This window comes from Paenibacillus sp. ALJ109b (assembly GCF_010747435.1).
GTDB lineage: Bacteria > Bacillota > Bacilli > Paenibacillales > Paenibacillaceae > Paenibacillus > Paenibacillus taichungensis.
Genome location: NZ_JAAIFP010000001.1, coordinates 122,059 through 148,673, shown reverse-complemented (window position 1 = coordinate 148,673; position 26,615 = coordinate 122,059). Strand labels below are relative to the sequence as shown.

At 45.0% G+C, this 26,615-nt stretch carries 19 protein-coding genes; 15 read left to right on the top strand and 4 right to left on the bottom strand.

Annotated elements, in window-relative coordinates; translation table 11 throughout:
• Nucleotides 1–134: 134 nt before the first annotated feature.
• The 6 genes from G3352_RS00600 (at nucleotide 135) to G3352_RS00575 (ending at nucleotide 11,631) form a co-directional block, all read left to right on the top strand.
• Nucleotides 135–3,986 (top strand): alpha-L-arabinofuranosidase C-terminal domain-containing protein, encoded by a 3,852-nt coding sequence (locus G3352_RS00600; protein WP_163753005.1) that lies wholly within the window; start codon nucleotides 135–137, stop codon nucleotides 3,984–3,986.
• Between the two features lie 356 nt (nucleotides 3,987–4,342).
• A complete protein-coding gene (locus tag G3352_RS00595; RefSeq protein WP_053782396.1) occupies nucleotides 4,343–5,248 on the top strand; it encodes an ABC transporter permease in 906 nt (301 codons plus the stop codon).
• Between the two features lie 15 nt (nucleotides 5,249–5,263).
• On the top strand, nucleotides 5,264–6,154 hold the full coding sequence (locus tag G3352_RS00590) for a carbohydrate ABC transporter permease (RefSeq protein WP_163753004.1): 891 nt from the start codon (nucleotides 5,264–5,266) through the stop codon (nucleotides 6,152–6,154).
• Nucleotides 6,155–6,230: 76 nt separating this feature from the next.
• Nucleotides 6,231–7,982, top strand: a complete 1,752-nt coding sequence (locus G3352_RS00585) for a sensor histidine kinase (protein WP_163753003.1) — start codon at nucleotides 6,231–6,233, stop codon at nucleotides 7,980–7,982.
• 4 nt (nucleotides 7,983–7,986) lie between these two features.
• On the top strand, nucleotides 7,987–9,645 hold the full coding sequence (locus tag G3352_RS00580; protein ID WP_163753002.1) for a response regulator transcription factor: 1,659 nt from the start codon (nucleotides 7,987–7,989) through the stop codon (nucleotides 9,643–9,645).
• A gap of 342 nt (nucleotides 9,646–9,987) precedes the next feature.
• Complete coding sequence (locus G3352_RS00575; RefSeq protein WP_163753001.1) at nucleotides 9,988–11,631, top strand: extracellular solute-binding protein; 1,644 nt, start codon at nucleotides 9,988–9,990, stop codon at nucleotides 11,629–11,631.
• A 72-nt stretch (nucleotides 11,632–11,703) separates the two neighbouring features.
• Here G3352_RS00575 and G3352_RS00570 read toward each other — a convergent pair whose 3' ends face one another.
• Nucleotides 11,704–13,314 (bottom strand): response regulator, encoded by a 1,611-nt coding sequence (locus tag G3352_RS00570; protein ID WP_163753000.1) that lies wholly within the window; start codon nucleotides 13,312–13,314, stop codon nucleotides 11,704–11,706.
• Complete coding sequence (locus G3352_RS00565; protein ID WP_240342870.1) at nucleotides 13,295–15,046, bottom strand: sensor histidine kinase; 1,752 nt, start codon at nucleotides 15,044–15,046, stop codon at nucleotides 13,295–13,297. Before G3352_RS00565 ends, G3352_RS00570 begins: the two co-directional genes overlap by 20 nt.
• A gap of 335 nt (nucleotides 15,047–15,381) precedes the next feature.
• Between G3352_RS00565 and G3352_RS00560 the strand changes: the two genes are divergently transcribed.
• The 3 genes from G3352_RS00560 to G3352_RS00550 are packed head-to-tail and all read left to right on the top strand — an operon-like array spanning nucleotide 15,382 to nucleotide 18,894.
• Nucleotides 15,382–16,305 carry an ABC transporter permease gene (locus G3352_RS00560; RefSeq protein WP_076288345.1) on the top strand — a complete coding sequence of 308 codons (924 nt, stop codon included), beginning with the start codon at nucleotides 15,382–15,384 and terminating at the stop codon, nucleotides 16,303–16,305.
• 40 nt (nucleotides 16,306–16,345) lie between these two features.
• Nucleotides 16,346–17,242: a carbohydrate ABC transporter permease gene (locus tag G3352_RS00555; protein ID WP_240342896.1), complete on the top strand. Its 897-nt coding sequence runs from the start codon at nucleotides 16,346–16,348 to the stop codon at nucleotides 17,240–17,242.
• A gap of 38 nt (nucleotides 17,243–17,280) precedes the next feature.
• Entirely contained in the window at nucleotides 17,281–18,894 is a 1,614-nt protein-coding gene (locus tag G3352_RS00550; RefSeq protein ID WP_163752999.1) for a type 2 periplasmic-binding domain-containing protein, read from the top strand.
• 78 nt (nucleotides 18,895–18,972) lie between these two features.
• Here G3352_RS00550 and G3352_RS00545 read toward each other — a convergent pair whose 3' ends face one another.
• Nucleotides 18,973–19,236, bottom strand: coding sequence for a hypothetical protein (locus G3352_RS00545; protein ID WP_163752998.1), 264 nt, complete (start codon nucleotides 19,234–19,236; stop codon nucleotides 18,973–18,975).
• Between the two features lie 232 nt (nucleotides 19,237–19,468).
• Here G3352_RS00545 and G3352_RS00540 point away from each other — a divergent pair, with 232 nt between their 5' ends.
• Nucleotides 19,469–21,505, top strand: a complete 2,037-nt coding sequence (locus G3352_RS00540; protein WP_481856260.1) for a catalase — start codon at nucleotides 19,469–19,471, stop codon at nucleotides 21,503–21,505.
• Nucleotides 21,506–21,639: 134 nt separating this feature from the next.
• Here G3352_RS00540 and G3352_RS00535 read toward each other — a convergent pair whose 3' ends face one another.
• Nucleotides 21,640–21,768, bottom strand: coding sequence for a DUF4023 family protein (locus G3352_RS00535; RefSeq protein WP_163752997.1), 129 nt, complete (start codon nucleotides 21,766–21,768; stop codon nucleotides 21,640–21,642).
• A gap of 211 nt (nucleotides 21,769–21,979) precedes the next feature.
• Between G3352_RS00535 and G3352_RS00530 the strand changes: the two genes are divergently transcribed.
• The 5 genes from G3352_RS00530 (at nucleotide 21,980) to G3352_RS00510 (ending at nucleotide 26,583) form a co-directional block, all read left to right on the top strand.
• Entirely contained in the window at nucleotides 21,980–22,738 is a 759-nt protein-coding gene (locus G3352_RS00530; protein WP_163752996.1) for a TrmB family transcriptional regulator, read from the top strand.
• A 105-nt stretch (nucleotides 22,739–22,843) separates the two neighbouring features.
• The gene (locus G3352_RS00525; protein ID WP_163752995.1) at nucleotides 22,844–24,007 is read left to right on the top strand and encodes an MFS transporter; all 1,164 of its coding nucleotides are present in this window, start codon (nucleotides 22,844–22,846) and stop codon (nucleotides 24,005–24,007) included.
• A gap of 241 nt (nucleotides 24,008–24,248) precedes the next feature.
• The gene (locus G3352_RS00520; RefSeq protein ID WP_205524643.1) at nucleotides 24,249–24,824 is read left to right on the top strand and encodes a sugar O-acetyltransferase; all 576 of its coding nucleotides are present in this window, start codon (nucleotides 24,249–24,251) and stop codon (nucleotides 24,822–24,824) included.
• A gap of 41 nt (nucleotides 24,825–24,865) precedes the next feature.
• A complete protein-coding gene (locus G3352_RS00515) occupies nucleotides 24,866–25,453 on the top strand; it encodes a sugar O-acetyltransferase (protein ID WP_163752994.1) in 588 nt (195 codons plus the stop codon).
• 125 nt (nucleotides 25,454–25,578) lie between these two features.
• Nucleotides 25,579–26,583 carry an ROK family protein gene (locus G3352_RS00510; RefSeq protein WP_163752993.1) on the top strand — a complete coding sequence of 335 codons (1,005 nt, stop codon included), beginning with the start codon at nucleotides 25,579–25,581 and terminating at the stop codon, nucleotides 26,581–26,583.
• Nucleotides 26,584–26,615 lie beyond the last annotated feature (32 nt).

The following is a 26,615-nucleotide window of genomic DNA, read 5'->3' as shown; positions in this document are numbered from 1 at the left end:
GGATTGAAATATTTACTCGAAATAAGATACTATACGATTAGATTATGTGTTTATATATTTATTAATCAATTTATATTTATACGAATTAAAGAAAGCTCATCTACGATAATTTAACCTACATAGGAGGAATGAACATGACTACATTTCATAATCAACTAATCGCACACTATAAGTTTGAAGATGCATCCGACATTGGCAAGGATAGTTCAGGAAACGGGCATGTTGGAGCTGCCGCAGGAGAGAAATCACCCAACATTTCTGAAGTGAATGGTAGATGGGCAGTGACTTTTACCGGTGGATCGAACGGAACATCGTATTTGAAGCTGCCATCGAATTTACTGCAAAATGTAAGCGACAACACCGGAGTGACTGTTGCAGCATGGATCCATTTGGGCAAAGGATCGAACGTGTGGGAGCGGATTTTCGACTTCGGTAAAGGCGAGAAGGGTCCCTATTTATTTCTGACTCGTCAGATGCGAGGCACGTTATACGCAGGCGATGATCTGGTTGTAGACCCGGGACGCGGATTTGCCAGCGGGGAATGGATGCATATTGCTCTATCGGTGGCAGGCAGTCAGGGCGGCACACGCAGCAGTGCGGGTCCGGTTGTATATGTGAATGGTGAGAAGGTGGCAGACGGTTCCATCAGTCAGACATCCAGTGGCAATTATGCCAAGCTGCGCAAATGGTTTGATTCCTTCGTGGACCCTGCGAATTATAGCCGCAATTATATTGGACGTTCACAGTACGCGGCAGATGTAGATTTTGCAGGCTCACTGTCCGATTTCCGGATTTATCAGTCTGCTCTGTCCATGGATGAAGTGATCGAAGTCATGTGCGAGTCCCTGACGGATGAAGAGATTGTGAAGCTGGCAGGAGATAAATATTTATCTGCTCCAGCCCGGATTATTACTAAGGATGTGTCATTGCCTGTAGATTTGCTGGGGGGCAAGGTAAACGTTCAATGGAATTCAAGTCAGCCTGAAGTTCTGTCAGCGAATGGAGAGGTTCAACCTCTTAGCTCGGCACAGGAGATTCGTTTGAACGCACTTTTGACCAAGGGTGGAATTACGCTGAACAAAAGTTTTGATGTGTCCGTTGTGCCAGAACACCTTCCGCCTTATACCGTGACAATTCATGGGGACCAGCAGGTGGCGGATATTAGTGAAGTGATGTATGGCCTATTCTACGAAGATATCAACAATGCAGCAGATGGGGGAATCTATGCGGAGTTAGTTCAGAACCGCTCGTTCGAATCTTTTGCATTCGATACGTACTCGCATGACTCTGGTGAATGTGGTTGTTCAACAGGTCGGAACCGTGATCCTTTGTTTGCCTGGTCCGGGGATACCGAGAAAATGATCGTACAGCATACCGACGGAATCAACACTCATCTTAACGTGGAAGACCCGGAAGTGAACGCTTATTATGTAACGGTTCAGGCGGGTGCGACCATTCGAAATCGCGGATTCTCGGATTCCAATCAGCATTGTGCCATGTCCATCAAGAAAGGAGAGGCATATGATTTTACCGTCTGGGCCAAGGCAGTATTCGCAGGAACGATTACGGTTCAATTGCAGGACGGGAACGGTGATGCCATCAGCGATTCAGTTACCCTGCAAGTTGAGGGCGGTAACACATGGAAGAAGTACGGGATAGCCTATTCCGATACCCGTGTCCTTGTGGCCAATGCCGAATTCAGCGGTCATGCAAGTGGCAGCCATGTATTGACTCACCCCAATTCTCCCAAAATCACCAATTCAAACGTGACCCTGACCGGAACGGAGACCGCGCTTGGGCAATTGGCACTTACCTTTGAAGGAGACATTTCCATCGACATGGTGTCGTTGATTCCGCAGGATGTATGGGGAGCCGATCCGAAAGAGCAGGGAGTATCCGCTTCAGCACATGCCAACTACACCGGGAATCCGAACTATCGGCTTAGGAAAGATCTGGTTCAGGCCCTCGTCGATCTGCATCCGAAGTTTCTGCGTTTTCCGGGGGGATGCATTTCCGAAGGTTCGTTCATTTGGGACAATGTGTATGACTGGAAGGATTCGGTGGGAGCGGTAGAGCTTCGCAAAGAGAACTATAACGTCTGGGGTTACATGATGACGATGGGCCTCGGCTATATGGAGTATTTCCAACTGGCAGAAGATTTGAATGCTGCTCCGGTTCCGGTCATGGCCTGTGGCGTTCTGTGCCAGGCTCGTTCGGATTATGCACACCCGGCGGGTGGCGCTTTGAGGGATTACTATATCCGAAACTTTACAGACCTGATCGATTTCGCGCTCAGCACGGATATTGAACATAACGAATGGGCTGCCATTCGAAGCAGCATGGGACATCCTGAACCATTCGATCTGCGTTATCTTGGCGTAGGTAATGAGAACTGGGGAACCGAATTTTTTGCCAACTTTGAAGTATTCAAGACGTCAATTGATGAGTATATGAAACGTAATTATCCTGATCATGAGCTTCATATTATTTCGACAGTTGGCGCACAGGCGGATGATGATGCGTATCAGCAGGGCTGGAAATTCCTGAGCGGCAATCTGACCGGATCAGCTCAGGTGGCTTTCGCAGATGGTAAAGAGGTGATCGAAGAGACGGTCACTTGGTATGAGAACCAGGACAACTATATGGATACCATTGCGGATGAGCACTACTATCGCTCCAATGACTATTTGCTGAACAACGTGGATCGGTACAACTATTATGAGCGGGCTTATCATGAAGATGGCAGTATGGATTGGACAGAGACATCCAAGGTATTTGTGGGAGAATATGCATCCACGGACAAAAATACACTGGCAGGTGCGATCGCAGAAGCGGCGGTCATGACCGGTTTTGAAAATAATGCGGACGTTGTTCGCCTGGCTGCCTATGCGCCATTGTTCAACAAAGTACTGACGGACGGCACCTATCGCTGGACGCCGGACTGCATCTGGTTTGATGATGAAACGGTGTGGTATACACCGAATTATTATGTGCAGCAGCTTTTTGCCAAGTATGTGGGTGAGCAGGTGCTGGGCACTTCATTTTCAACGTACAGCAAGGGTCAACCGATGGAACTCATTCCACGAGGCGGTATCGAGATTGCGACAGGCAATGCGGACATTGTGGTGAAACGGATTACGGTCACATCGAACCAGGATGGCAGCGTGCTGTTTACAGAAGATTTCAGGGAGCGGGCAGCGCTGAATGAGGCGTGGAATTGGATTCCGGGATCGGTAGGATACACGCTGGAGACGGGTAAAGGACTGATTTTGAAAGCCCAGGCAAGCGGCCTGAATGGGTTGTATCTTCTGAACGATGAATGGTCGAATTATAAAGTGGAAGTCGAGGCTCAGCGCATAGCGGGTGAGGATGGCTTCACCATCGGTGTGGGATTGACGGATATATCACCTGAGAAAAAGGATGTCATCGAATACGCAATCGGATATGGCGGCAATGCAACGGGAGTCAAAGTATACAAACAAGGGGTAGAAGGTTACACTCTGGGTGATTATTCTTCCAGTTCCGCGGCAGGTAATCTCCGGGCAGCCAACTATGAACCGCTGGAGAACGATACGAATTATACGATTACGGTGAATTATGGTGGTGAAACAGGGAAGAATCTGATCTGCTCTTATACCGATGGTCACACGACCAGCAGAATTCTGGATTACAAGCTGGAAGCATACAACCGGGATGTATTCCATTCCGTTACGAGAGACGAGCAGCATGTGTATGTGAAACTGGTGAACGCAGATGGGGTGGACAAAGCAACCCAAATTCACCTTCAAGATCTGAACGTTACCTCTGTTGCGAAATGGATTACACTTGGCGGAAATGAAGAATTGCTACATGTGCCTAATGTGAACCAGAAGAATGATGAGAAAATTGTTCCACAAGAACAAGTGATACATCTGCAGGAGGGTTCGGTAGTTTTGCAGCTTCCTGCTCATTCGGTCAATGTGCTGGTTATGGATATCCAGAACTAATTATATAAGTTGAACCAATATTTTTCACACAAAGTCACTACGTGGTCAGAACCATCTTCCGATCGCTGTTATCCCCAGATTTTTTTGAATCCCTTATTTAAAAGGGGAAATCCGGGGATAAAGGCGAACGCTTCGCTTCTCCAGATTCCTTCTGACCTCTCCGTTATCGTGTAAATGTCTAGTACAATTATATAGTTAATATCTCAATAATAACCTGATGCAGCCCTAGAACCGCGATACTCGCGGTTTTTTGGTGTTCCGGGAAGAGAGTCAACAAAAGATACCTAAAGTAAATAGCCTACACTATTTCCGATTCCTGACGGATTCTATAATGAATTTGAAGGAGGAGACAGCTTATGCGTTCCAACTACAAACAATTTATACGAAACGTTCCGCTTCATCTCATGATATTGCCTGGACTGATCATCATTATTGTATTCGGTTACATTCCGATGGCGGGACTCTCCATTGCCTTTCAGAATTTCTCTCCCATTGCCGGATTCAAAAATATGAACTGGGTCGGCCTGGACAATTTCAGGTATCTGTTCGATTTGCCGGGGTTCGGTCAGGTCGTATGGAATACGGTATTTATTTCCGCGATGAAAATTGTGTCCGGTTTGGTCATTCCGGTTCTTGTGGCCCTGCTGCTGAATGAGGTACGCAAAACAGGTTTTAAACGAACAATTCAGACGGTCATCTATATGCCGCATTTCTTTTCCTGGGTCATATTGGCCGGTATCATTGTAGACGTATTGTCCCCTAGCACAGGAATTGTAAATATGCTGCTTAAGGCGATAGGGGTTGAACCTGTTCAATTCCTGGCCAGTAACGAATGGTTTCCTTACATACTCGTCATTACGGACCAATGGAAAGAGTTCGGATTTGGCACGATTATTTATTTGGCCGCACTGACAAACATTGATAAATCCCTGTACGAAGCATCTGTAATGGATGGAGCAGGAAGATGGAAGCAGACCTGGCATATTACGCTTCCTGGCATTCGTCCCATCGTGATTCTGATGGTTACACTGAGTCTGGGTAACGTACTTAACGGTGGTTTTGACCAAGTGTTCAACCTCTATAATCCACTCGTCTATGACTCTGGAGATATTCTGGATACGATGATCTATCGGATCGGTTTGCAGGATGCACAGTATTCGGTATCAACCGCATTGGGTCTCATTAAGTCAGTCGTTTCGTTTATCTTTATCGGGCTTGGTTATTTCCTCGCCTATCGATTAGCCAATTATCGGATTTTCTAGAAAGGAGGCAAGAACATGCATCACGCTTCGAGAGCCTATCGTTGGTTTCTGGGAATGAATTATGTCATCCTGACCCTTCTTGCCTTGCTGTGCCTGTTTCCTATTGTGAATATTCTGGCAATTTCGTTTAGTTCGAGTGATGCAGTCAAGGCGGGGAGTGTCACATTCTGGCCGGTGGACTTCACCTTGTCTTCGTATAAATACATTCTCGAAAATCAGCAGTTTCTAAATTCATTCGGTACAAGTCTTCTCCGTGTTGTACTCGGAGTTGCGACCAACCTGATTTTCACGGTTCTTGTAGCCTATCCGCTCTCCAAAGAGGCAGCGAAGTTTCGTTCAAGAACGTTCTATGCGTGGATTTTTGTCTTTACCATGCTGTTCAGTGGAGGATTAATCCCGGGTTATCTGGTTGTTAAGGAAGCAGGTCTTTTGGATTCGATCTGGGCCCTGATTTTACCGGGAGCGGTTCCGATCTTTAATGTATTGCTTATGCTGAATTTCTTCAGGGGTTTGCCGAAGGAGTTGGAAGAGGCGGCTTGGATGGATGGCGCAGGCCATTTCCGCACACTATGGAGCATTTACCTTCCTATTTCATTGCCTAGTATTGCAACCATCACACTGTTTGCCATGGTGGGGCACTGGAACGCCTGGTTTGATGGCATGATCTATATGAAGAGTCCGGAAGGTTATCCGCTAGCCACGTATCTGCAATCGATGCTCCAGCAAGTGACGATGATTCAGAGTGAAATGATGACCTTAGAGGATGCAACGCTGTTAAGTCAGGTGTCGGATAGAACGACCCAGGCGTCCCAAATCTTTTTGTCCGTTATACCCATTCTGCTTGTGTATCCGTTCCTGCAAAGGTATTTCGTTCATGGACTTGTTGTCGGTAGTGTAAAGGGATAAGATCGATGGAGGAAAACCAATGGGAGGAGCCGATTTCCGGCTCCTTTTTGCCGTTGAGGAGAGGAGTGAAAGGGAAATGAGATTCGCAGTGGGTGGCTGGAAAAATGCATCCATCGTCGTCAAACTGATGATTGCCTTTGTGCTCGTCATTCTGCCCTTATATGGGATCAGTATTATGATCACGCATACCAGCTCCAAGCAAATGCAGACGGAAGTGGAGAAGGCGCATGAATCAAAGCTTTATTTTTACCACAATCATTTGCAATTTGAACTGGAGCGAATGAGTGGACTTGTTACCGAATTTTCGTTCGATGAAACGATGTCCACCCTAAGTACACGAGCTGCGATTATGAGCAGATATGAGGTGACTTCCAGTCTCAATAATATCCACAACAAGCTGGGGCAGATCATGGTGACGAGTCCCTATATCAGCGATGTGGTGTATTACGTTCCGGCTCTGCATAAACGGGTCAGCGCGGTGGACGGAATTCGCAATGTGGAGGATACAGAATGGAAGGATCTGTTGGCAACTATGGGAAATCTGAATGGTGAGTTGTCTTATTCGGATGACAATCTTTATTTTCTCAAAAGCAATCCGTATAACATGAATCATGAGGAACCGCCCAATTTTATATTAGGCATCCGCTTGTCTGCGGAAGAATTGAAGCACAGATTGCAGCAGCTCGCGGAAACAGGAGGCAGTGATATTACACTGAGCTTCGGTGAGCAGCACAATGTGCTCATTTCTTCTTCGGATGAACCTGTATCGGCAGCACAATTGCAAAAGGTATCACCGGAATCACCAGAATCCATGCAAGTGACGAGATTTCAATCCGATCCATATCTGTATTATGCGCTATATGATCCCGATCACTCGTTCACGCTGACAGCCAGTATCCCTAATGATGTTCTCCAAGCTCCCCTGGAACAATACAACCTATGGCTGTGGACATTGACGCTTATTTCAATTGTTATCATTATGATCTTCTCATTTTCGATCTACAGGTCAATTCACAAGCCGTTATCTGTGCTCATTCGCGGGTTCAGAATGGCGGAGCAAGGTCAGACAAGTATTCATATTCCGCAATCCAGACGCGATGAATTCGGTTATTTATACTCTCGCTTCAACCACATGATAGAGCGCTTACATATTTTGATTGATGAAAATTATGTTGCCCGGATTCGAACCAGTGAGGCAGAACTCAAACATTTGCAGTCCCAGATTCAGCCTCACTTTCTATATAACAGTCTGTTCAGCATCAAACAAATGGCCGAAGTCGAGAATGTTGAATTAATTCAGGAATTCACCGACTATTTGGGTCAATATTTCAGGTATATGTCCAGGGATTCTCATTCCGAGGTATCACTTGGTGAAGAGGTTGATCATGCCTTGGTCTATGCTTCTATTCAGAAAATTCGATTTGGCTCAAGAGTTCAACTGCAACTGGAGGAACTAAGTAGAGAGTATCGAGACATCGCCATTCCCAGAGTCATTATTCAGCCAATTGTCGAGAATGTCTTCGAACATGCCCTTGCCAAACGCAGTCAGGGCGGGATTCTGAAATTATCCTATCAAGTCGAACACGACAAATTGTCCATTCGGATAGAGGATGATGGCGATCAATTAACGGATGAAGTCTTGAGCAACCTGCAAGAATCCTTTCAAGAATCTGCGAATCAGAGACATGGGAATGAAGAGATTACGGGACTAATGAATGTGAATCAACGTTTACGGATCAAGTTCGGGGCGGGCTATGGCCTTTGTGCGCAGCGCAGTGAGTTGGGCGGTTTATGCATGATTTTAAATATTCCATGGAGACGGGAGTAATCGTATGCAGCGGATGTTAATTGTAGATGATGAACCGGTTATTTTGGATGGTCTTTATGCTTTTTTTCAAAAAGCGGATTTTCAGGATATGGAGATCATTAAGGCATACTCTGCCTTTGAAGCAATCGAGTGGTTGAATTCCGTTAAAATTGATATCGTACTCAGCGACATCTGTATGCCTGGCATGGATGGCATGGAGCTGATCGAGAAGATTATGGATCGTTGGCCACGATGCAAAGTGCTATTACTGACAGGTCATAACGAATTTGATTACGCACATCAAGCAATACGTAACCCTTGTGTTGTGGATTACCTGTTAAAGACAGAGGGCATGAGTCATATTCGTGCAGCGGTAGAGCGGGCGTTAACACAAATCTCGGAGGAAAATGATTTCCGTTACCAGCATGCCTGGTTTCGCAGCAAGCTGCCCAGAGCACTGCCGCAGCTGCAAAGACAGTTGCTGCTGGATCTCCTAAAACGAACAGAAAGACATGATATCGCCGCGCTTCAGGAAGAATTGGATGCAGTCCAGTTACCTTTTATGTCCAATGAGCCGTTAATCCCGGTCATCATACGGGTTGAGGAGTGGAACAACTATCAATCCCAGGCGGACCGGAGTTTAATTCGCTATGCTGTTGCCAACGTTGCGGAGGAGCTGCTTCAGGATAAGGCCAAGGTCAAAGCTATTGATCTGGATTATCAGGTGATTGCCTGCTTTGTTCAGCCCAAGGCGGAGCCATCGAGCTTTCATACAGGGCAGCAGGAGAAGTGGGAACAGACACTTCGTTTCGTCTATGGAACGCTGGAGTCTGTGCAGCAATCCTGTGTGGATTGTCTGAATCTGTCCGTCTCCATTATGGTGAGCGAACTGGCGGTGGAGTGGGTGGAGCTAAGTCAGGCGATTGCACAGCTGCGTCTGTCGATCCATGAGGGCCCTGGACTTGGGATGGAGAAGCTTCTTCGGGTCAAGGTGCAGCATGATTCGCCATACACCCCCAATATTTTGAATCAGCAGAGTGTCGCGACTCTTCATCTGGATCAGATCAGGCAGCATGTTACAGCAGGAGATCGGGAGTGGATGGAGTTGTTTCACAAGTGGACAGAGGCTTCAAAAGAAGGACTTCAAGATCCATTCTTTCGAATGAAGATCTATTCAAGCGCGGGTAATGGACTGCTTGAGCTTCTTCATGAACTGGGCTTGTACGAATCAGCAATGGAGGAAATTGCGTTATCTCGTATGCTTTATTTTGACATCCATACGCCTTGGTCCGATCTGGTCGTTTTCTATCAATCGGCATATGAATGGATCATCTCCAAAAGAAGTGTTACACGCATCCATGATCAGTCGCAGATTCTCATTACCATTCATCATTATATCAAGCATCATCTAGAGGATGACCTATCACTAACCCGAATTGCACAGGAAGTTTCCCTCAATCCGTCATACCTTTCCCGTTGGTACAAGCGCATAACAGGCAAAGGCATATCCGACTATATCCACGACCGGCGCATCGAGCGCAGCAAGGAATTACTTCTTGGCTCTGCCTGCAAAATGCATGAAATATCCGCCAAGGTCGGATTTAGTGATCAGCATTATTTTTATCGATTCTTCAAAAAAGCCACCGGTTGTACACCGCAGGAATATCGGGATCAAAAAAGTTAGATCAAGTCTGAAATGGTAAATCAAAGATACCAGATGTCAACGGGGTACACTCGAAGTGATAGCGCTTTCTTACTAAAATAAAATTATATATAAGATGAAAGAAGATTAAACCATAACGGAGAGAGCAGAAGAGACCTGTAGAAGCGGAGCTAAAAGCTTTCCGTGAAAGCTACTTCGTAAGCATAAACTCGCCTTTATAACCGGATTTCTCCCTTCAAAAAGGGATAAAGGAAATCTGGGGATAACAGCGATCAAAAGGTTGTTCTGCTATCGGAGTGCAGCGTTTAATATTCATTAGTTCATCTTATATACCTCACGGGAGGAATAAAAAGGGGGATTCGCATGAACATGTCATTAAAGAAATTCTCATTGTTAACGTTAACCATGGTTCTGGCAACCACGCTTGCAGCTTGTTCATCTGGTACGGGTAGTGCTGAGAATGAAGCCCAACCGAACACACAGCAGGATGCCGGAGGTCCGCTTACGAAATATGATCCACCTATCAAACTAACATCGACCATGAATGAAACCGGGAAAGAATCGCTTGCTGAGGGCGATACACACGCCAATAACATTTGGACCAGAGGATACAAGGACGAGCTGGGAATCGATGTCACCTACGACTGGATTGTCCCGGATGCCAATTATAACGATAAGATGAACGTCACCCTGGCGAGTGGCGATTTGCCGGATGTATTGAAAGTGAGTGCTGTGCAGTTTGAACAACTGCATGAAGCGGGAATGCTGGAAGATTTGACCGAAGTCTATGATAAGTATGCATCCGATCTGGTCAAGGGATTTATGTCTGCTGAGGATGGAGCAGGATTGAAGCCAGTGACCAAGGAAGGGAAAATATACGCAATGGTCAGTTTCCCAGGCTCGCTGGATTCCTCGGATATGATCTGGATTCGTCAGGATTGGTTGAAAAAGGTCGGGCTTGAAGCGCCAAAATCAATGCAGGACGTCATCAAGATTGCGGAAGCCTTCACCTTTGAAGATCCGGACGGAAATGGCAAAGATGATACGTATGGTATTGCACTCAACAAGGATTTGCCAATTAATGCGTTCCTGCTCGGTTATCATGGTTATCTCGAAACTTGGATCAAGGATGCTTCAGGTCAGGTTGTGAATGGAACCATTCAGCCTGAGGTGAAGGAAGGATTACGCGAACTGCAAAATCTGTATTCGAAGGGTGTACTCGACCCTGAGTTTGGTGTTAAGGATTTTACGAAGATGATGGAAGATGTGAATGCAGGCAAATCAGGCATGTTCTTTCTACCACAATGGGCACCATTTCAGGTTAGCAGCATGATCAAGAAGGATAAGAACGTGGACTGGCTGCCTTACCCGGTTCAATCGATCGACGATCAACCTGCCAAAACGCAGAATCACTTAAGCTTGGGTGGCATATTTGCCGTACGTAAAGGCTACGAACACCCGGAAGCATTGATCAAACTGCTGAATTTTCAGGCAGAGAAAATGTTCGGTGAGTCAGCCAAGGAAGAGCGTGCTGCGTATTTGAACGGCTTGACCGGACTTGGTTTTCATAATGCGACCGTATCCAATCTGCCTGCCAACAAAAACGTGAAGGCACAGGACGAAGTCGAGCAGGCGCTCAAAACGGGAGATACATCCGGATTAGAGCTTGAAGCGAAGCTGTTCTACGATGATATTATGGATTACCGCAATGGGAATTTGGATAAGTGGCATATGGAACGTATTTTTGGACCGGAAAGCTCGCAGGGTGTCATTAAATATTACCGGGATAACGACCTCATTGTCATGAATGAATTTATCTACGCCCCGACGAGAACCATGAACACGAAACAGGCAACCCTGGATAAACTGCGTGCTGAGACGTTCCTGAAAATCATCTACGGCAACCTGTCTATTGACGAGTTCGATAACTTTGTTGCAAATTGGAAAAAACTTGGTGGTGACCAGATCACTCAGGAAGTGAATGAAGTCATTAATGCGAATAAATAAGGCACATTAAAACAGCAAATGCCACTCTGCGTACGATTCGCAGGGTGGCATTTTGTATTACAGCGAGAAAGGTCATCCGGTTTCATGAGAGCCTTCTTTCTGCTTCTTGCGATATTCATTGGGGCTGCAGCCCATCTCTTGCTTAAACAGTTTAGTGAAGTGAGAGTAGTTGGTATAACCCACATTTCCAGCAATGGTATGCACCGAATGTGCGGTGGTCTCCAGGAGATGCCGGGCCGCCACAAGACGGGTATGGATGACATAATGGCCTAGTGAAATGCCCATCTCTTTCTTGAACAGACGTGCCAGATAATCCGGATTCAGATAGACCATCTCCCCCAGATTATTCCTTGTTAAATCTTCTCCATAGTGCGTGCGTATATAATGGGTAATCTCATGTACAACCGACTTGGGCTGTTCGGCAACATTCAGATATTCCGCAGCCGTATTAACCAGGTAGGCAATATAGGATTGCATATCTTCAATAGAATGCAGAGATTGCATGAACAATTGATCATTCGTTTTGCCCATATACAGCTTGTGCACTTCGATCTCCTTACTCTTCAATTGGGCATATACAAGTTGCACCAGATCAAGACGCAACAAACTTAGAACAGCGGTACCTACAACACCTTCACGGACCAGTTGATGCATATAACGACCCGTTTCATCCAGAAAAGCCTGGAAGCGATTTTCATTCAACAATTTCTCCAGCAATCCCAGATCAGGCGGTGTGTAATTCAACTCGGGTCTATTATAGTTTTCCAGTAAAAAAGTTTGGTTGCGATGTTTGATTCGCTCTTCATTCATAAGCAACAACTCATTGATGGTATGACGAATCTGACCCAGTGGTAGAGAGAATCCGATACTACAGCAAACATCAGACTTTAGGTAATTATTAACCTCGGGGATAAACAAACCGCACATGGATTCGATCAGCTGTGCATCCGGCGCCCCGTTCCATTTTAGAATAATCATCCAGTTATGATCCTTGATTTCGATAATGGCTTCAATGGAGAACAACGTGTTCTGGAACCGCTCAACCATTACATTCAAACACGCGTAATCGAACAGGTTCTTGTCCGTCTTGCCCAGCGTATGATCGTACGGAAACAGGTTAACCAGAATAGGGAGAAACAGATCGGTTGTTTCATAAGGCAGATTTTGTTCTGTCAAAAAGGCAGAGACGTTGGTAGGGCCGGAAGGAAAAGCTTTACCGGAGATTAGCCTGCGCCAGCTGTCCTCAATCAGTTTGCTTCGGTTTTTCTGCCACAGCTCCCCCTCATGAATGGCTTTCTCAATGAATTGCTGGTCGCGGGCTTTAGCAACTGCCTTTTGAATAATAAGAGTTAACTTGTCAAACTCGATTGGTTTTAGAAAATAATCAAAGCTTTGCAGCTCGATTGCTTTCTGGGCATAGTTAAAATCGGCATAGTTGGTCAGAAATATCGTTTGTACATTATGCGATTCCTCCCGGACCCATGCGAGTAATTCCAGCCCGCTGCCCTGGGGCATCTCAATATCACATATGAGAATCTGTACGGGATGAGTTTGCAACACTTCCTTGGCCTGAGCAATGTTGTATGCTGTGAATATTCTATGGATCCCCAATGCCTCCCAATCAATTTTCTTTTCCAAAGCCATGACAACAAAATAATCATCATCAACCAGCAATGCATTCATGGTTTGTCACCTCTCCCGGAGTATCTGAATTTAGTATCATTTTAGGCAAGGAAAGCGTGATCCGAGCGCCACTTGCGTCGTTTGCAAACGTAATATTTGCTTCATCTCGGTATAACAATTCCAAACGTTGGATGGTATTCATAATGCCGATCCGGTTGCCGCCGGTTTGTTCCAGCGCTTCTCCACGCACCAAAGCGTCAAGAACATCCGGGCTGAAGCCTGGTCCTGTATCCGAAATCTGGATGAGTACATGATCGCCATTTTCCTGTCGTTGTTCCGTCACGGATAAAGTAATACATAGTTCCCGGTCTCGAGAGACCCCATATTTGACCGCATTTTCGATGAATGTCTGAATGACAAGTGGGGGCACAGCGATGCCCGTGATGACCTCAGGCTGTTCGATTCGATAGGAAAAAGCGTCGCGGTAACGCGACTTCTGGATGTCCAGAAACGTTCTCACATGTTCAATCTCATTCTCCAGAAGAACGAAATTCTCCCCACTTTGAAAGATATATCGGAAATAACGAGAGGTAGCTAGGGCCATACTCTCAATTTCCTCGTACATCTGCATCTGTGCCATACTGTACATGCTCGTCAGACAATTCAGGAAAAAGTGAGGTTTGATCTGCAATTTCATATAATCCAATCGTATTTTTTGTTTCTCCAATTCTTGCTCGTAGCGATCGATCTTGAACCGTTTAATCTGGCTTACCAGTTCTTTAAACTGTGCATTGACCTGCTCCAGTTCCATTATCCGGCTGCTCTTGAAGTCTGTCGCTTCATCCCCTTCGTTAATACGCGCCAGATTTTTGGAGAATCGCTGAATGGGAACAAGCAGATTTCTCCTGAAAAACATGATGATCGCACTTAACGTGGAGGTGATGATCAGAAAAAGCAGCATAATGAGCAGCTGAGCTACCATGATTTTCTCGAATGCGCCAAACTTGATGGCCATATGCACGCTGAATGCCGCATTGGAGAAGTCGCTGCTGACAATATTATGAGACTGGAACAGATCGAGAAATGAATGTCTCTCTTCTGGTATGTGATCTCCGCCGGCTGGTCCGGAAAGTTGTATTCCATTCTCGTCTACCAGAGAGGCGTACCCGTTGGCACCCAGATTAATCTGCTGAAGAGGGGCGATCAGTTCATCTGCGGATATCAAGGCAACAAGATAACGGTTGTAGTACGGCACAATATTGATAAGATAAGAAGTGCCGTTCACGTGAATTGGTGTCCAATGGGAATAGAACTTCTCATATACACCTTTATCACGGGTCAGCGTAATGATTTGTTTTTTCACTTCTGAATAATCCGAATAGGAGATGCTTATTGGTGCGCAGTTGAGGAAATATTCACTATTCTCCAAATAATAAAAGAAATTGTACGACTGCCCGTAGTTTCGCTGTAGTTCGGCGAAGAGCAAATGTAGTTTCTCGTTGGCCTTCAGGAACGGAATACTGTTCACGCCATATGTATTCATGTTGTCGAGATTCTCGTCATTGGCCAGTGTCCAACCCATGAAATGATTAATGTACGCAAAATCGTGATTAATGCGATTGATGTACAGATCGGCTGCATCCTGCAGGTATTGGGTGGACTGCTGTTTGACCATGGAGATGGACGCAATGCTAATCACGAGATCCAAGATGAGCACGACAAAAGAAATGACGAACATCATGCGGATATAATGCCGGATGGGGTAGGGTTTGATGGTGTTCAGGTTTGCCATGGAACAATGCACCACTTTCTTGATTGCTTGGTTATGAATACGCTTTAATATCTCAGGAATAGTATAAAACCTTTATTTGAAAAAAACATAAAGAATTGCATCTTTTGATTCAGAAGTCCGAATTACACACACGAAAGTCTGGATAACGATATGATTTTTGCTCGTAAGCATCTTGGTTACTTGTAAAGTTCATGGATGGAACTATAGAAGTCCGAATAACGTCCTTAGCGGTCCGATAAACCCAATGTGAAGCAGTTTATACTGAAGCTATTCCAGAGATGACAGGTCCTACGGGAGAGCAGCATCAGTATATTTACAGGAGGGAAGGAAGAACCATGAGGACCAATCCACTTTATATTGGAAGAACGTTGGAGAGAATTAGGCGAAATTGGGGTCTTTACGTTTTGCTTTTTCCAGCGGTTCTGTTGACACTTTTATTTGCCTACAAGCCGATGTACGGCGTATTAATCGCCTTTAAGGACTACAGTCCGGCGCTTGGGATCGGAGACAGCCCTTGGGCTGGATTCAAATACTTTGAGAAATTTTTTAAATCCTATCAATTCACCAATACGATTCGTAACACACTTGTGATCAGTCTATACAGCTTGGCTACTTTTCCGATTCCAATTATGCTTGCACTATTGGTGAACCAGATGAGAGCAGGGAGGTTCAAGAGGTTTTTTCAGACAGTCTCCTATATGCCTCACTTTATCTCAACGGTAGTTATGGTCGGGTTGATGCTGATCCTGTTCTCGCCAAGTACAGGACTTGTTGGCAATATGTATCAGCTGTTTGGAGCACAAGCACCGGACTTAATGGGTTCATCAGCTCTGTTCAGCAGTGTGTATGTATGGTCTGACGTGTGGCAGCATGTCGGTTGGGACAGCATTATCTATATTGCCGCGCTGTCTGCCGTAGACCCAAGCCTTTATGAAGCCGCCACGGTTGATGGGGCAAGTCGATGGCACAAGGTTCGTTATATTGATATTCCGATGCTGCTGCCGACTGCCATCACGCTGCTTATTTTGCGGGTAGGCGGATTACTCGGCGTAGGATTTGAAAAGGTGTATCTGATGCAGAACGACCTGAACATTCTCTCAAGTGAAATTCTGTCCACTTATGTATACAAAATCGGGTTGCTGAGCAGTCAATACAGCTTCTCCTCAGCAATAAACCTGTTTAACACGGTCATTAATTTCATTTTGCTTATTCTGGTCAATCAGTTGTCCAAGAAATACAGTGAAAACAGTCTATGGTAGGGGGGAGACAAACAAGATGAGCGTTATGGAACCGGCAGCAATGACCAGAACTCCCCGTATCAAACGTCGACCACGTGTTACGGTTGCAGAAGTCATATTGTATGCCTTTGCTGTTCTTTTTCTAATTGCTATCATTTATCCGATCTATTTTATTGTCATCGCCTCGTTCAGTGATCCTTCATCTGTGGCTAACGGACAGGTGTGGGTGTTCCCCAAAGGATTCACGCTGGAAGGGTATAGGGAACTGCTGCGACACGAAAATATCTGGATCGGATATCGTAATACCATTCTGTATACAGTGGTTGGAACACTCTTCGGGCTTGTCGTTAATATTTCGGCGGCTTATGCATTATCGAGAAAAGATCTGGTTGGGCGCAAATTTTTCTCGCTGTTCTTTATCTTTACGATGTTCTTCAGCGGGGGATTGATTCCAACCTTCCTCACGATCCGCGACTTCCATCTCTATAACACGTTCCTCGTGATGGTGCTTCCGTTCTCCGTGGTGGTTTTCGACATGATTGTCGCCCGGACATTTTTCCAGACCAGTATTCCGGGAGATTTATGGGAAGCTGCCCAGATTGATGGCTGTGGCAACCTGCGGTACTTTGTATTGATCGTATTGCCACTGTCCAAAGCAATCATCGCAGTCCTTGGACTATGGATTGCTGTAGGGTATTGGAATTCATATTTTAATGCCCTGATTTATCTGAAAGATCCGAATCTGTATCCGCTGCAACTAATTTTACGTAATATTCTCATCACAAATCAGATGCAGTCTGGCATGGGGACAGGAGAAGCAGCACAAGTTGCCCTGCGTCTTGCCAATTTGATGAGGTATTCCGTTATTATTATCGCTACAATTCCAATCATGTGTGTGTATCCATTCATCCAAAAATATTTCAATCAGGGGGTGATGATCGGCGCAGTGAAGGAATAGGCAGGTTGAAATTCATTACGAATCAAGGGGGTTCCCAAATGGGGAAAAAGATAGGGAAGAAGTTATTCACCAAAATGAGCAGCCTGATTCTCGCGTCGGCCATGTTGGTCAGCGTGGTTGGCTGTAGTAGCGGAAATGGTAGTGAACCTGCGGAGACTACGGTATCAAGCGATTTTAATCAGGAAGGTATGCCAATTGTCAATAAACCGGTCACACTCAAGGTACTGACGGTTCGTTGGGGGAATATGGGCGACACCTTTACACAGAACCAATGGCTCAAGGATTTGGAGAAGGATTCTAATGTGAAAATTGAGTGGCAGGTCATGTCCTCTAATGACTGGGGTGAGCAGAAATCTATTATGCTTGCCAGTGGTACACTCCCGGACATTATCTTGGGTGACCAGGTGTTTAGCGATTCGGACATTGTAAACAACCTGAGCTATTTCCGTCCACTGGATGAGTACATTGACTCGTATATGCCCAACTTGAAGGCGGCTATGCAAGAGACGCCAGATATGAAGAAAATCAGCACGTTTCCTGATGGCAAAATCTATTCCATGCCAACAAGACTGCCTGCCCGTCCGAAGAGTCGGAATCAGCCTGTAATCAATAAGGCTTGGCTTGATAAGCTGGGGCTGAAAGCACCAACGACAACAGAAGAACTGTATCAGGTATTGAAAGCGTTTAAGGAAAAAGATCCGAACGGAAATGGAAAACAAGATGAAATTCCGTACACAGAAACGGGGCTGAATGTGGATTTCCTGAATCCATTCGGAATCACTGACATTAATGCTAGCAGTATGATTGTGCAGGACGGTAAACCGGTCTTCTTCCCAACGACTGATGCCTATAAAGAAGCTCTTATTTATACACACAAGCTGTATTCAGAAGGGTTGATTGATCAGGAACTGTTCACACAAGACAATACAATGACATCAGCCAAATGGCAAAATGCAGACATTCCAATCGTCGGCTTCAGCAACCAATGGACGCCTGATGCTGTGTTTGGAAAGTGGAGCGACCAATATGAAGCGATTGCACCTATTGCCGGACCTGATGGCAAACGCTATCAGCCAGGGGATCCTGGGGGCATGAATCTGGCCCGTAATGAACTGCTCATTACAAGTTCATGTACTGTTCCTGAAGTAGCCGCACGCTGGGCGGATCAGTTCTATTCCAACGAAGCCAGCATTCAGAATTTCTGGGGTGCGATCGGAACGGTAATCGAGAAAAATGATGATGGCACATACACACTGATGGACCCGCCGGCAGGCACCAGCGCCGATGCTTGGTACTGGGATCAATCCCTGCGTGATTTCGGACCTAAATATGTAAGCCCTTCCTTTGAAGAAAAAATTAAGCTTAATCCGAAGGCTGGTGACGGACTCAAGCTGGAAATCGATCAGTTGGGCAGTGCCGATGTAACGACACCTTATCCGAAGGTTATGTACAATGCTGAAGAGTTCCAGGAGCTGCCAACGCTGACAACGGATATTGACGGTTATGTAGCAACGATGCGAGCTCAGTGGGTAACCAAAGGCGGCATCGAAGAGGGTTGGGATGCTTATATCAAAAAGTTGAATGATATGGGACTTGAACAGTTACTGACCATCCGTAATAATGCCTTCGATCGTTATATGAACGTCAAATAGAGTGGAGTTCAGTCACATCATTCATTGAATATCAAACAGGTGCGCTTCCTTATTAAAGGAGGGCACCTGTTTGTTCGTTTATGATCTACGTTTCAACAATAAAACCCCACTGATGCTCGTTGTTTTTTTGCTATAGACCACTTTAAAACCAATATCATTGTCCAGTAAGCAGTTTAAGGCATTGATCAGCAATGCACCACGCACCAGTGTGAAGGTACAAGGGGATGTGTTCCCAATCACACGTACACTTCTGATTCGGCGTGCAGAACCAGGAACGAGCGGATTTCTGGACCAGTAGATCAATACCAAATCCGGTTGTGGAACAGCCTTTACACATGCCATCCTCATCATCTCTTTTCTATTAGATTCTTTATAGTAAATGAAAAGCAGATGAAGAAGGTGCTAGACAGAAGACGCGATATTTAATAAATGGACAATCACGAGGTAAGCCTCATGGCTAAGCTCATGTTATACGTATTTGTAATCACACACGGAATTCGGATCGAAGTATGGTGTACCAGTCAATCATAAGTGTACTTCCAGGCCCATACATATAATGCTGGAGGTGATTGGAATGAGCAAGGAACCCATGGAGGAGAACAAAAAGATAGAGCAGCGAAATGGCTTTCTTCGGGATAATAACGGAAAAGAGATGTCTTCCAACGAAGGGATTAAAATATCGGATGATAGCAACTCGCTAAAAGCCGGGGATCGTGGGCCCACGCTGCTTGAAGATTTTCTGATGCGTGAGAAATTGTCGCACTTTGACCGGGAACGCATTCCAGAGAGAGTTGTGCACGCCAGGGGATATGGAGCCTACGGTGAATTTGAGTTATATGAGTCACTTGAAGAGTTAACAATGGCTCATTTTCTTCAGGATCCCGGTGTGAAAACACCGCTATTTGTACGTTTTTCCGAGGTTGCAGGCTCCAAAGGAGTGAACGAAACGAATCGGGATGTACGTGGGTTTTCAGTAAAGTTTTATACCGAAGAAGGCAACTTTGATCTGGTCGGGAACAATATTCCGATCTTCTTCATTCAGGATGGGATCAAGTTTCCGGATCTGATACATGCGCTGAAGCCGGAACCCAATAATGAAATTCCACAAGGCTCCACTGCGCACGATACTTTCTGGGACTTCATCGCGAATAATCAGGAGTCGGCAGCGATGGTCATGTGGATTATGTCTGATCGCACAATACCACGAAGCTTTCGAATGATGCAGGGATTTGGAGTACATACCTTCCGGCTGGTGAACAAAGAAGGTAAATCCAGATTCGTGAAATTTCATTGGCGGCCGGTACTTGGCATGCATTCTCTTGTGTGGGATGAGGCGCAGAAGCTTGGCGGGGCGGACCCGGACTTTCATCGCAGGGACCTGTGGGAGAATATCAATGCAGGCAACTTCGCAGAGTTCGAACTTGGAATACAGGTGCTGGAGGAAGCGGACGAATTCAAGTTTGATTTTGATATTTTGGATGCAACGAAATTATGGCCAGAAGAAGAAATTCCGGTACGAATCATTGGCAAAATGACGATTAACCAAAATGTCGAGAATGTATTTGCGGAAACGGAACAGTCGGCTTTCCATCCTGGCAACATTGTACGTGGCATTGATTTCAGCAATGATCCACTGCTTCAAGGCCGGCTATTCTCGTATACGGATACACAATTGGCAAGGGTGGGTACGAATTATCAGGAATTGCCGATCAATCGTCCTGTATGCCCTGTACATAACAATCAGAGAGACGGTGCTTCCCGTTATACCATTGATCGGGGGAGAGTCGCTTATCACGAAAACTCTCTTGCCAACAATTCTCCTTATACTGTGCCCGGTACAAAAGGTGGATTTGTAACGTATCCTTCCACGGTGCAAGGTCTCAAGGAACGAAAAACGGCAGCTAGTTTCCTGGATCATTTCTCACAGGCACGTTTATTCTGGAACAGCATGACAGGCGTGGAGCGGAGTCATATCATTCAGGCACTCACGTTTGAGCTCGGGAAGGTAAAGGACGTTTCAATTCGTCAACAGGTCGTTGATATGCTGGGCCATATCAGCACAGAGCTGGCGACCATTCTGGCCCGCGAACTTGGAGTCGCTGTACCGAACGTTTCCGAATCTTCAGTGACAAAGTTCTCCCCTGCGTTAAGCATGGCCAATACCGTGTTTTCTCCCAAAACGCTGCGCGTCGGGGTAATTGTCGGTGAAGGATTCGATGGTCCGAGCACACAATACATTTTGGATGAGCTTAAGAGTGCGGGACTTCGTCCAGTTATTGTTCATGAAAGACAAGGTGTGGTCCATGGAACGGGCGGTGTGGAGTTGAAAGTGGATGACAGCTTTTTGACCGGATCACCTTTGGTATATGATGGGTTGTTCATTGTTGGAGGACAGAAGGAAGATGATTATTTTCAAAAATACAGCCGATCCTATGCCATTGAAACGTACAATCATTTTAAACCGATAGGAGCTACACCGACGGGGGCAGTACTGATTCAGCCAGTCGGTATTATCGGCAAACCTGGTGTCATTGTGGAGCAACAACCTGCGGCTTTTGCAGAGCAATTCATTCAAGCCATGACCCAACAACGCTTCTGGAATCGAACGTAGCAGGCTGGGTGCCTTCAAACGAGCTGATCTCAAATAATAAGAAAAGGACCTCACTAGAGATCCTTTTTCTTTTTTCTTGTGCTTGAAAAAGATATGAGCGCTATTTGCCTAATTTGCTGCAATTGATTATAGGCTTATTTATTGGTGCTGTGCTGTTTCGACGGCAGTTTATCCGTTGGTGTACCTTTACCATTGTTTTTGTTATGACGTGCTTTTTCGGCGTTCTCTTTCACTTTTTTTACAAAATCATGGGTGCTCTCCATGTTTAAGCAAACCTCCTTCAGAAAAATCAAAATGTGTAGCCTGAATCAATCTTAATATAACCATTGGAAGGTCATTATATTTGGATGCTCCACTTTTAAAGTAATATCATTACGACTAGTATGAAACGTCGGTGGGATAAACTGGACATGGGAAGTTCAGGCGTCTAAACTGTATAGAACCATACAAACAAGAAGGAGCCCGAATCGAACCATGTTGCAGAAATTCGGTTTTACACAATATGAAAGTCAGGTATATGAGGCCATATTTGCGCAGGATGCACCGCTCGATGCCACATCCATTGTTAATTACTCCAATGTACCCAAGGCTAAGATATACGAAGTGCTTAATCGGCTTATTGATAAGGGAACCGTCCTAACAACCATGCATGGAAAGAAAAAATTGTACATGGCGGTTGATCTTCAGTCCATTATACTCAAAATAAAGGCTGACTTTGAGAAGGATATTGAGGAATTAAAGACGTATAAAATCAAACGTACATTCACTGATGAACATATCTGGACATTGAAGGATGCATCATCCATTGCATCAAATATTGAACAGCTTATTGAGGAAGCGGATTCATCTATCCTTTTTCTGGCCTGGAACGAGCAAATGGAGAAGTATCGGGAGCTTCTGGAGCAAAAAGAAGCTGAAGGTGTACATGTAGAGGTCCTGGCTGTAGGAGGACTGCAGACGTCTCTAGCCCATAAATATTCGTTAATCCCGATGCTTGAGGACAGTAATCTTGAGCCCTCGCAGCTAATTATTGTTGACCATGGTTATCTTTTGTTTGCAGGAATCGAACATGATTCATGGAAGGCTATTAAGACAACGTCCAAACCGATTGTTAAAGCAATGACGGATTATTTCTATCATGACGTAGCTCTTACTCAAATTACCAAAAAATACGGTGACCAGCTGCTTCAGGATGAAGAAATTGCACGGCTGCTGGCGCGATTAATTTATTAAACTTATGTACCCAAAGCTATTCTTTCTGAGAATAGTTTTTTTGTGTTGAAATCTTCTCTCGATTAAGTTACTATCGTAGTTGTAACTTTCGAGGAGGATTCAAAAATGAATAAAAAAGTATACGTCCTGGCAATCGCGGCCTTTGTGGTTGGTACCGTTGAACTCATTTTAGGCGGGATTCTGGACTTGATTGCAACAGATCTTCATTTAACCTTGGCCAAAGCCGGGTATTTAATTTCCATCTTCTCCCTTGTCTATGCGTTATCTGCGCCTATTTTGTTAAATATGACGGCTAGATTCGAACGTAAAAAAGTATATATGTGCACTTTATTCATTTTTCTAATCAGCAATCTAGTCTCTGCATTTAGTGCCAATTTCTATATACTCTTGGCAGGCAGAGCATTGGGGGCCGCAACGGGATCTCTGATTTTTGTCCTGTCTCTGACGCTCGCAGCCCGTATTGTGGAGCCCCAATATAAAGGGCGTGCTGTGGGGATTATCACGATGGGAGGAAGTGCTTCACTGATCCTGGGTGTGCCTATCGGAATCTTTGTAGGTAACCTAGCCGGATGGCGTGAAGTGTTTATGTTGATCGCGATTCTGACAGCAGTGGTCATGGTTGCCATTGGCATTGCCATGGATCGTGTGCAGCCGATTCCGGCAGTATCCCTGAAGAAGCAGCTTACGGCTCTATGGAACCCGAAAATGCTGGCAATCCATGTTACAACATTGCTTGTGCTCGCAGGACACTTGACGTTATATGCGTATTTCACACCATTTCTCCAGGAAGCACTGGGAGCCAGCTCAACAATGGTCACCTTTATCTATATGATGTTTGGTATCGCTGCTGTAGCAGGCGGCGGAATCGGCGGCATCTTATCAGATCGCTTGCATCCAGCCAAAGCCATTATCATCGTGCTGATACCCTTTATCATAAGCATGGCGGTTATTCCGTTTAGTACCGGGTTGCCTTTAATTGCTTTCTTGATTCTGCTAAGTATCTGGAGTGCGTTAAGCTGGACCGTTACCCCGGTACAGAATAGTCTGATTATCAAAACCTCACCGGCAACGGCTGAAACGTTAATTAGCACCAATTCAGGAATTGCACATGCTGGTATAGCTCTCGGAACTTATATTGGCGGGGTGGTTATCGATCATTCATCCATTATGTATACAGGATGGGTGGGATCGATTCTAATCCTGATGGGTCTGGTGTCAGCCGTTTATGCAATTAGTCGCAAAGAGCAAACGGTGCAGGCAGTTGGTTAATGCATTCATTTAAAAGTTGTCTATGTACACTGCTCGATATTGTTTTACTTCAACAAACCTCTGCGATCCAATCATTATTGGATTCCAGAGGTTTTTTTAATGACTATAGGCATAATATCTCTATATTCAATTTGCAAAGGAACTTGATTTATTTAAGTTATACCATATAATTATTATAGCTTTATAAAGTATCTTAATTTATCAGTTCAAATATTAATATAGACGTAAAGGGGAAACAATCATGAGCAATATCACAACAAAATCGGAAAAACAAAAAATGATCGATGGTGAGCTGTATTTGGCTTCCGATCCCCAATTGTCTCAAGACAGGGAATATGCAAGAAGAATGACACGCATGTACAATCAGACTGCAGAAACAGATGGGGAGCTCCGTACAAAAGTATTGAAAGAGCTATTGGGTTCAACGGGTGTAGACCTGAGCATGGAACCGAACATTCATTTTGACTATGGATACAACATTCATGTTGGAGAGCATTTCTATACCAACTTTAACTGTACGATACTTGATGTATGTGAAGTGCGCATTGGAGATAATTGTTTAATGGGACCTGACGTTCACATATATACCGCTACGCATCCCTTGAATCCGTTTGAACGGATAACAGGTGCAGAGTATGGTAAGCCAGTAAACATAGGAAATAATGTATGGATCGGAGGCAGGGCAGTCATTAATCCAGGGATCACCATTGGGGACAATGTCGTTATTGCTTCTGGTGCCGTAGTCACAAAAGATGTTCCGGACAATATGATTGTTGGTGGAAATCCTGCTAGAATCATTAGAGAAATAGAGCTTTAACATAATCATTTTGGACAGAAGAGTTGGAGGCATAAGAATTCATGACAGAAAAAGAGAAATCACAACTGGGACTACTGTATAATGCGAATTACGACAAAGAATTAATTGATGAGCGTATGTACGCAAAGGGGCTTTGCTACGAGTATAATCAGCTTCATCCAGGCAAGATCTCTGAGAGAGAGGCGCTGCTCAAAAAGTTGCTTGGAAAAACGACGGATCGTTTCCTGATCGAGCAGCCATTTGTATGTGACTACGGCTATAACATTGAAATTGGTGAGAACTTCTATAGCAATCATAATATCGTTATGCTGGATGGAGCTAAAATCCAGTTTGGTGACAACGTTTTTGTTGCACCGAATTGTGGATTCTATACTGCTGGTCATCCTTATGATGTGGAGCAACGTAACGAGGGTCTTGAAATTGTAGGTCCGATCACAGTGGGTAATAATGTATGGATCGGTGGCGGCGTGACTGTGCTTGCGGGTGTGACCATTGGAGATAACACAATCATCGGGGCAGGAAGTGTAGTTACCAGAGAGATTCCTTCGGATGTAATTGCTGCGGGTAATCCATGCAGAGTTATTCGCAAAATAACGGAAGCAGACAAAACGAAGTATAGAAGAAGCTAATAAGCTAATACCAAGTGTATACGAACCCTCAGAATGCCCGATGTTTTTCATCGGGTGTTTTTAAACCCTTTGGAGATATTGTATAGTTACTACATTGGAGAAGAAACTATGGAGTAGGGGTGCTTATGAAAATAGCGAACGCGTATTTGATGAAAGAAATTAATATAAACCATGTACGCCAGGTCATGAAAAGGGTGGAAACAGCAACCAAGCCACAACTGGCCTCCTTGACCAAGCTCAGTGTAGTAACCGTCAATTCACTGGTCAAAGAGTTGTGTGAACTGGGTGAACTGTTTGAGGACGAGACAGTACCTTCCAACGGGGGGAGACCTGCATTAACCTACCGATATAATTACGATTTTAGCTTGGCTTTGGTCATGTATATCAACGAAAAGCAGGGGCAGGATCTGATCACCGCTACCGTCATTAACCTAGAGGATAACATGGTGTTCAGAGAAGAATATACAATGCCCGCCTTTGACCAGAAATATTTCTATGAAATCATTGGAAATGTACTGACTCAGCATGCTTCCATTAAAGTCATCGGTATCGGTATTCCGGGGCAAACCGTGAATGGAGAAATTACGGTGAGCAGTCACCGGCAGTTAGAAGGTGTCCGTATGATTGAAGATCTTGAAGCACAGTTCGGATTACCAGTCCTGGTGGAAAATGATGTGAACGCTGCAATTAGCGGATATTGTGCAAAAAAAGAGTTAGATGAGGATCAATGTGTCATCGGAATTTATTTCCCAACCAAATATCCTCCAGGCATGGGCATTTATCTGGACGGTAAAGTGATTAAAGGAAAACTTGGCATGGCCGGGGAGGTCAAATACCTTCCTATGGGAATTGATTGGTATAATTCGGTAGAAAAAGAAGCGTTTATTGCAACGGTATGCAAAATGATTCAAACGGTAAATGCGATTCTTGCTCCAGACCAGGTTATAATTTACCAGAATATGGTTGAAGAAGATGCTTTGGTTCAAGCTTGGCAAATGTATCAAGCGGATCTGTCGATGCCATCTTATCCTGATGTCAATCTGATCGATTCCTTCCGGGAAGACTTTGAAGCAGGGATGCGATGGCTAACATTGAAAGCGTTGGAACCCGATCTGGTTCAATTTAACTGAAATCGGGACTCACTATATTAGAAAAAATCCCC

What these genes read in the sequence shown, in the direction of transcription:
- G3352_RS00600 (WP_163753005.1), top strand. Translation starts at nt 135, where the DNA reads ATGACTACATTTCATAATCAACTAATCGCACACTATAAGTTTGAAGAT.
- G3352_RS00595 (WP_053782396.1), top strand. Translation starts at nt 4,343, where the DNA reads ATGCGTTCCAACTACAAACAATTTATACGAAACGTTCCGCTTCATCTC.
- G3352_RS00590 (WP_163753004.1), top strand. Translation starts at nt 5,264, where the DNA reads ATGCATCACGCTTCGAGAGCCTATCGTTGGTTTCTGGGAATGAATTAT.
- G3352_RS00585 (WP_163753003.1), top strand. Translation starts at nt 6,231, where the DNA reads ATGAGATTCGCAGTGGGTGGCTGGAAAAATGCATCCATCGTCGTCAAA.
- G3352_RS00580 (WP_163753002.1), top strand. Translation starts at nt 7,987, where the DNA reads ATGCAGCGGATGTTAATTGTAGATGATGAACCGGTTATTTTGGATGGT.
- G3352_RS00575 (WP_163753001.1), top strand. Translation starts at nt 9,988, where the DNA reads ATGAACATGTCATTAAAGAAATTCTCATTGTTAACGTTAACCATGGTT.
- G3352_RS00570 (WP_163753000.1), bottom strand. Translation starts at nt 13,314, where the DNA reads ATGAATGCATTGCTGGTTGATGATGATTATTTTGTTGTCATGGCTTTG.
- G3352_RS00565 (WP_240342870.1), bottom strand. Translation starts at nt 15,046, where the DNA reads ATGGCAAACCTGAACACCATCAAACCCTACCCCATCCGGCATTATATC.
- G3352_RS00560 (WP_076288345.1), top strand. Translation starts at nt 15,382, where the DNA reads ATGAGGACCAATCCACTTTATATTGGAAGAACGTTGGAGAGAATTAGG.
- G3352_RS00555 (WP_240342896.1), top strand. Translation starts at nt 16,346, where the DNA reads ATGACCAGAACTCCCCGTATCAAACGTCGACCACGTGTTACGGTTGCA.
- G3352_RS00550 (WP_163752999.1), top strand. Translation starts at nt 17,281, where the DNA reads ATGGGGAAAAAGATAGGGAAGAAGTTATTCACCAAAATGAGCAGCCTG.
- G3352_RS00545 (WP_163752998.1), bottom strand. Translation starts at nt 19,236, where the DNA reads ATGGCATGTGTAAAGGCTGTTCCACAACCGGATTTGGTATTGATCTAC.
- G3352_RS00540 (WP_481856260.1), top strand. Translation starts at nt 19,469, where the DNA reads ATGAGCAAGGAACCCATGGAGGAGAACAAAAAGATAGAGCAGCGAAAT.
- G3352_RS00535 (WP_163752997.1), bottom strand. Translation starts at nt 21,768, where the DNA reads ATGGAGAGCACCCATGATTTTGTAAAAAAAGTGAAAGAGAACGCCGAA.
- G3352_RS00530 (WP_163752996.1), top strand. Translation starts at nt 21,980, where the DNA reads ATGTTGCAGAAATTCGGTTTTACACAATATGAAAGTCAGGTATATGAG.
- G3352_RS00525 (WP_163752995.1), top strand. Translation starts at nt 22,844, where the DNA reads ATGAATAAAAAAGTATACGTCCTGGCAATCGCGGCCTTTGTGGTTGGT.
- G3352_RS00520 (WP_205524643.1), top strand. Translation starts at nt 24,249, where the DNA reads ATGAGCAATATCACAACAAAATCGGAAAAACAAAAAATGATCGATGGT.
- G3352_RS00515 (WP_163752994.1), top strand. Translation starts at nt 24,866, where the DNA reads ATGACAGAAAAAGAGAAATCACAACTGGGACTACTGTATAATGCGAAT.
- G3352_RS00510 (WP_163752993.1), top strand. Translation starts at nt 25,579, where the DNA reads ATGAAAATAGCGAACGCGTATTTGATGAAAGAAATTAATATAAACCAT.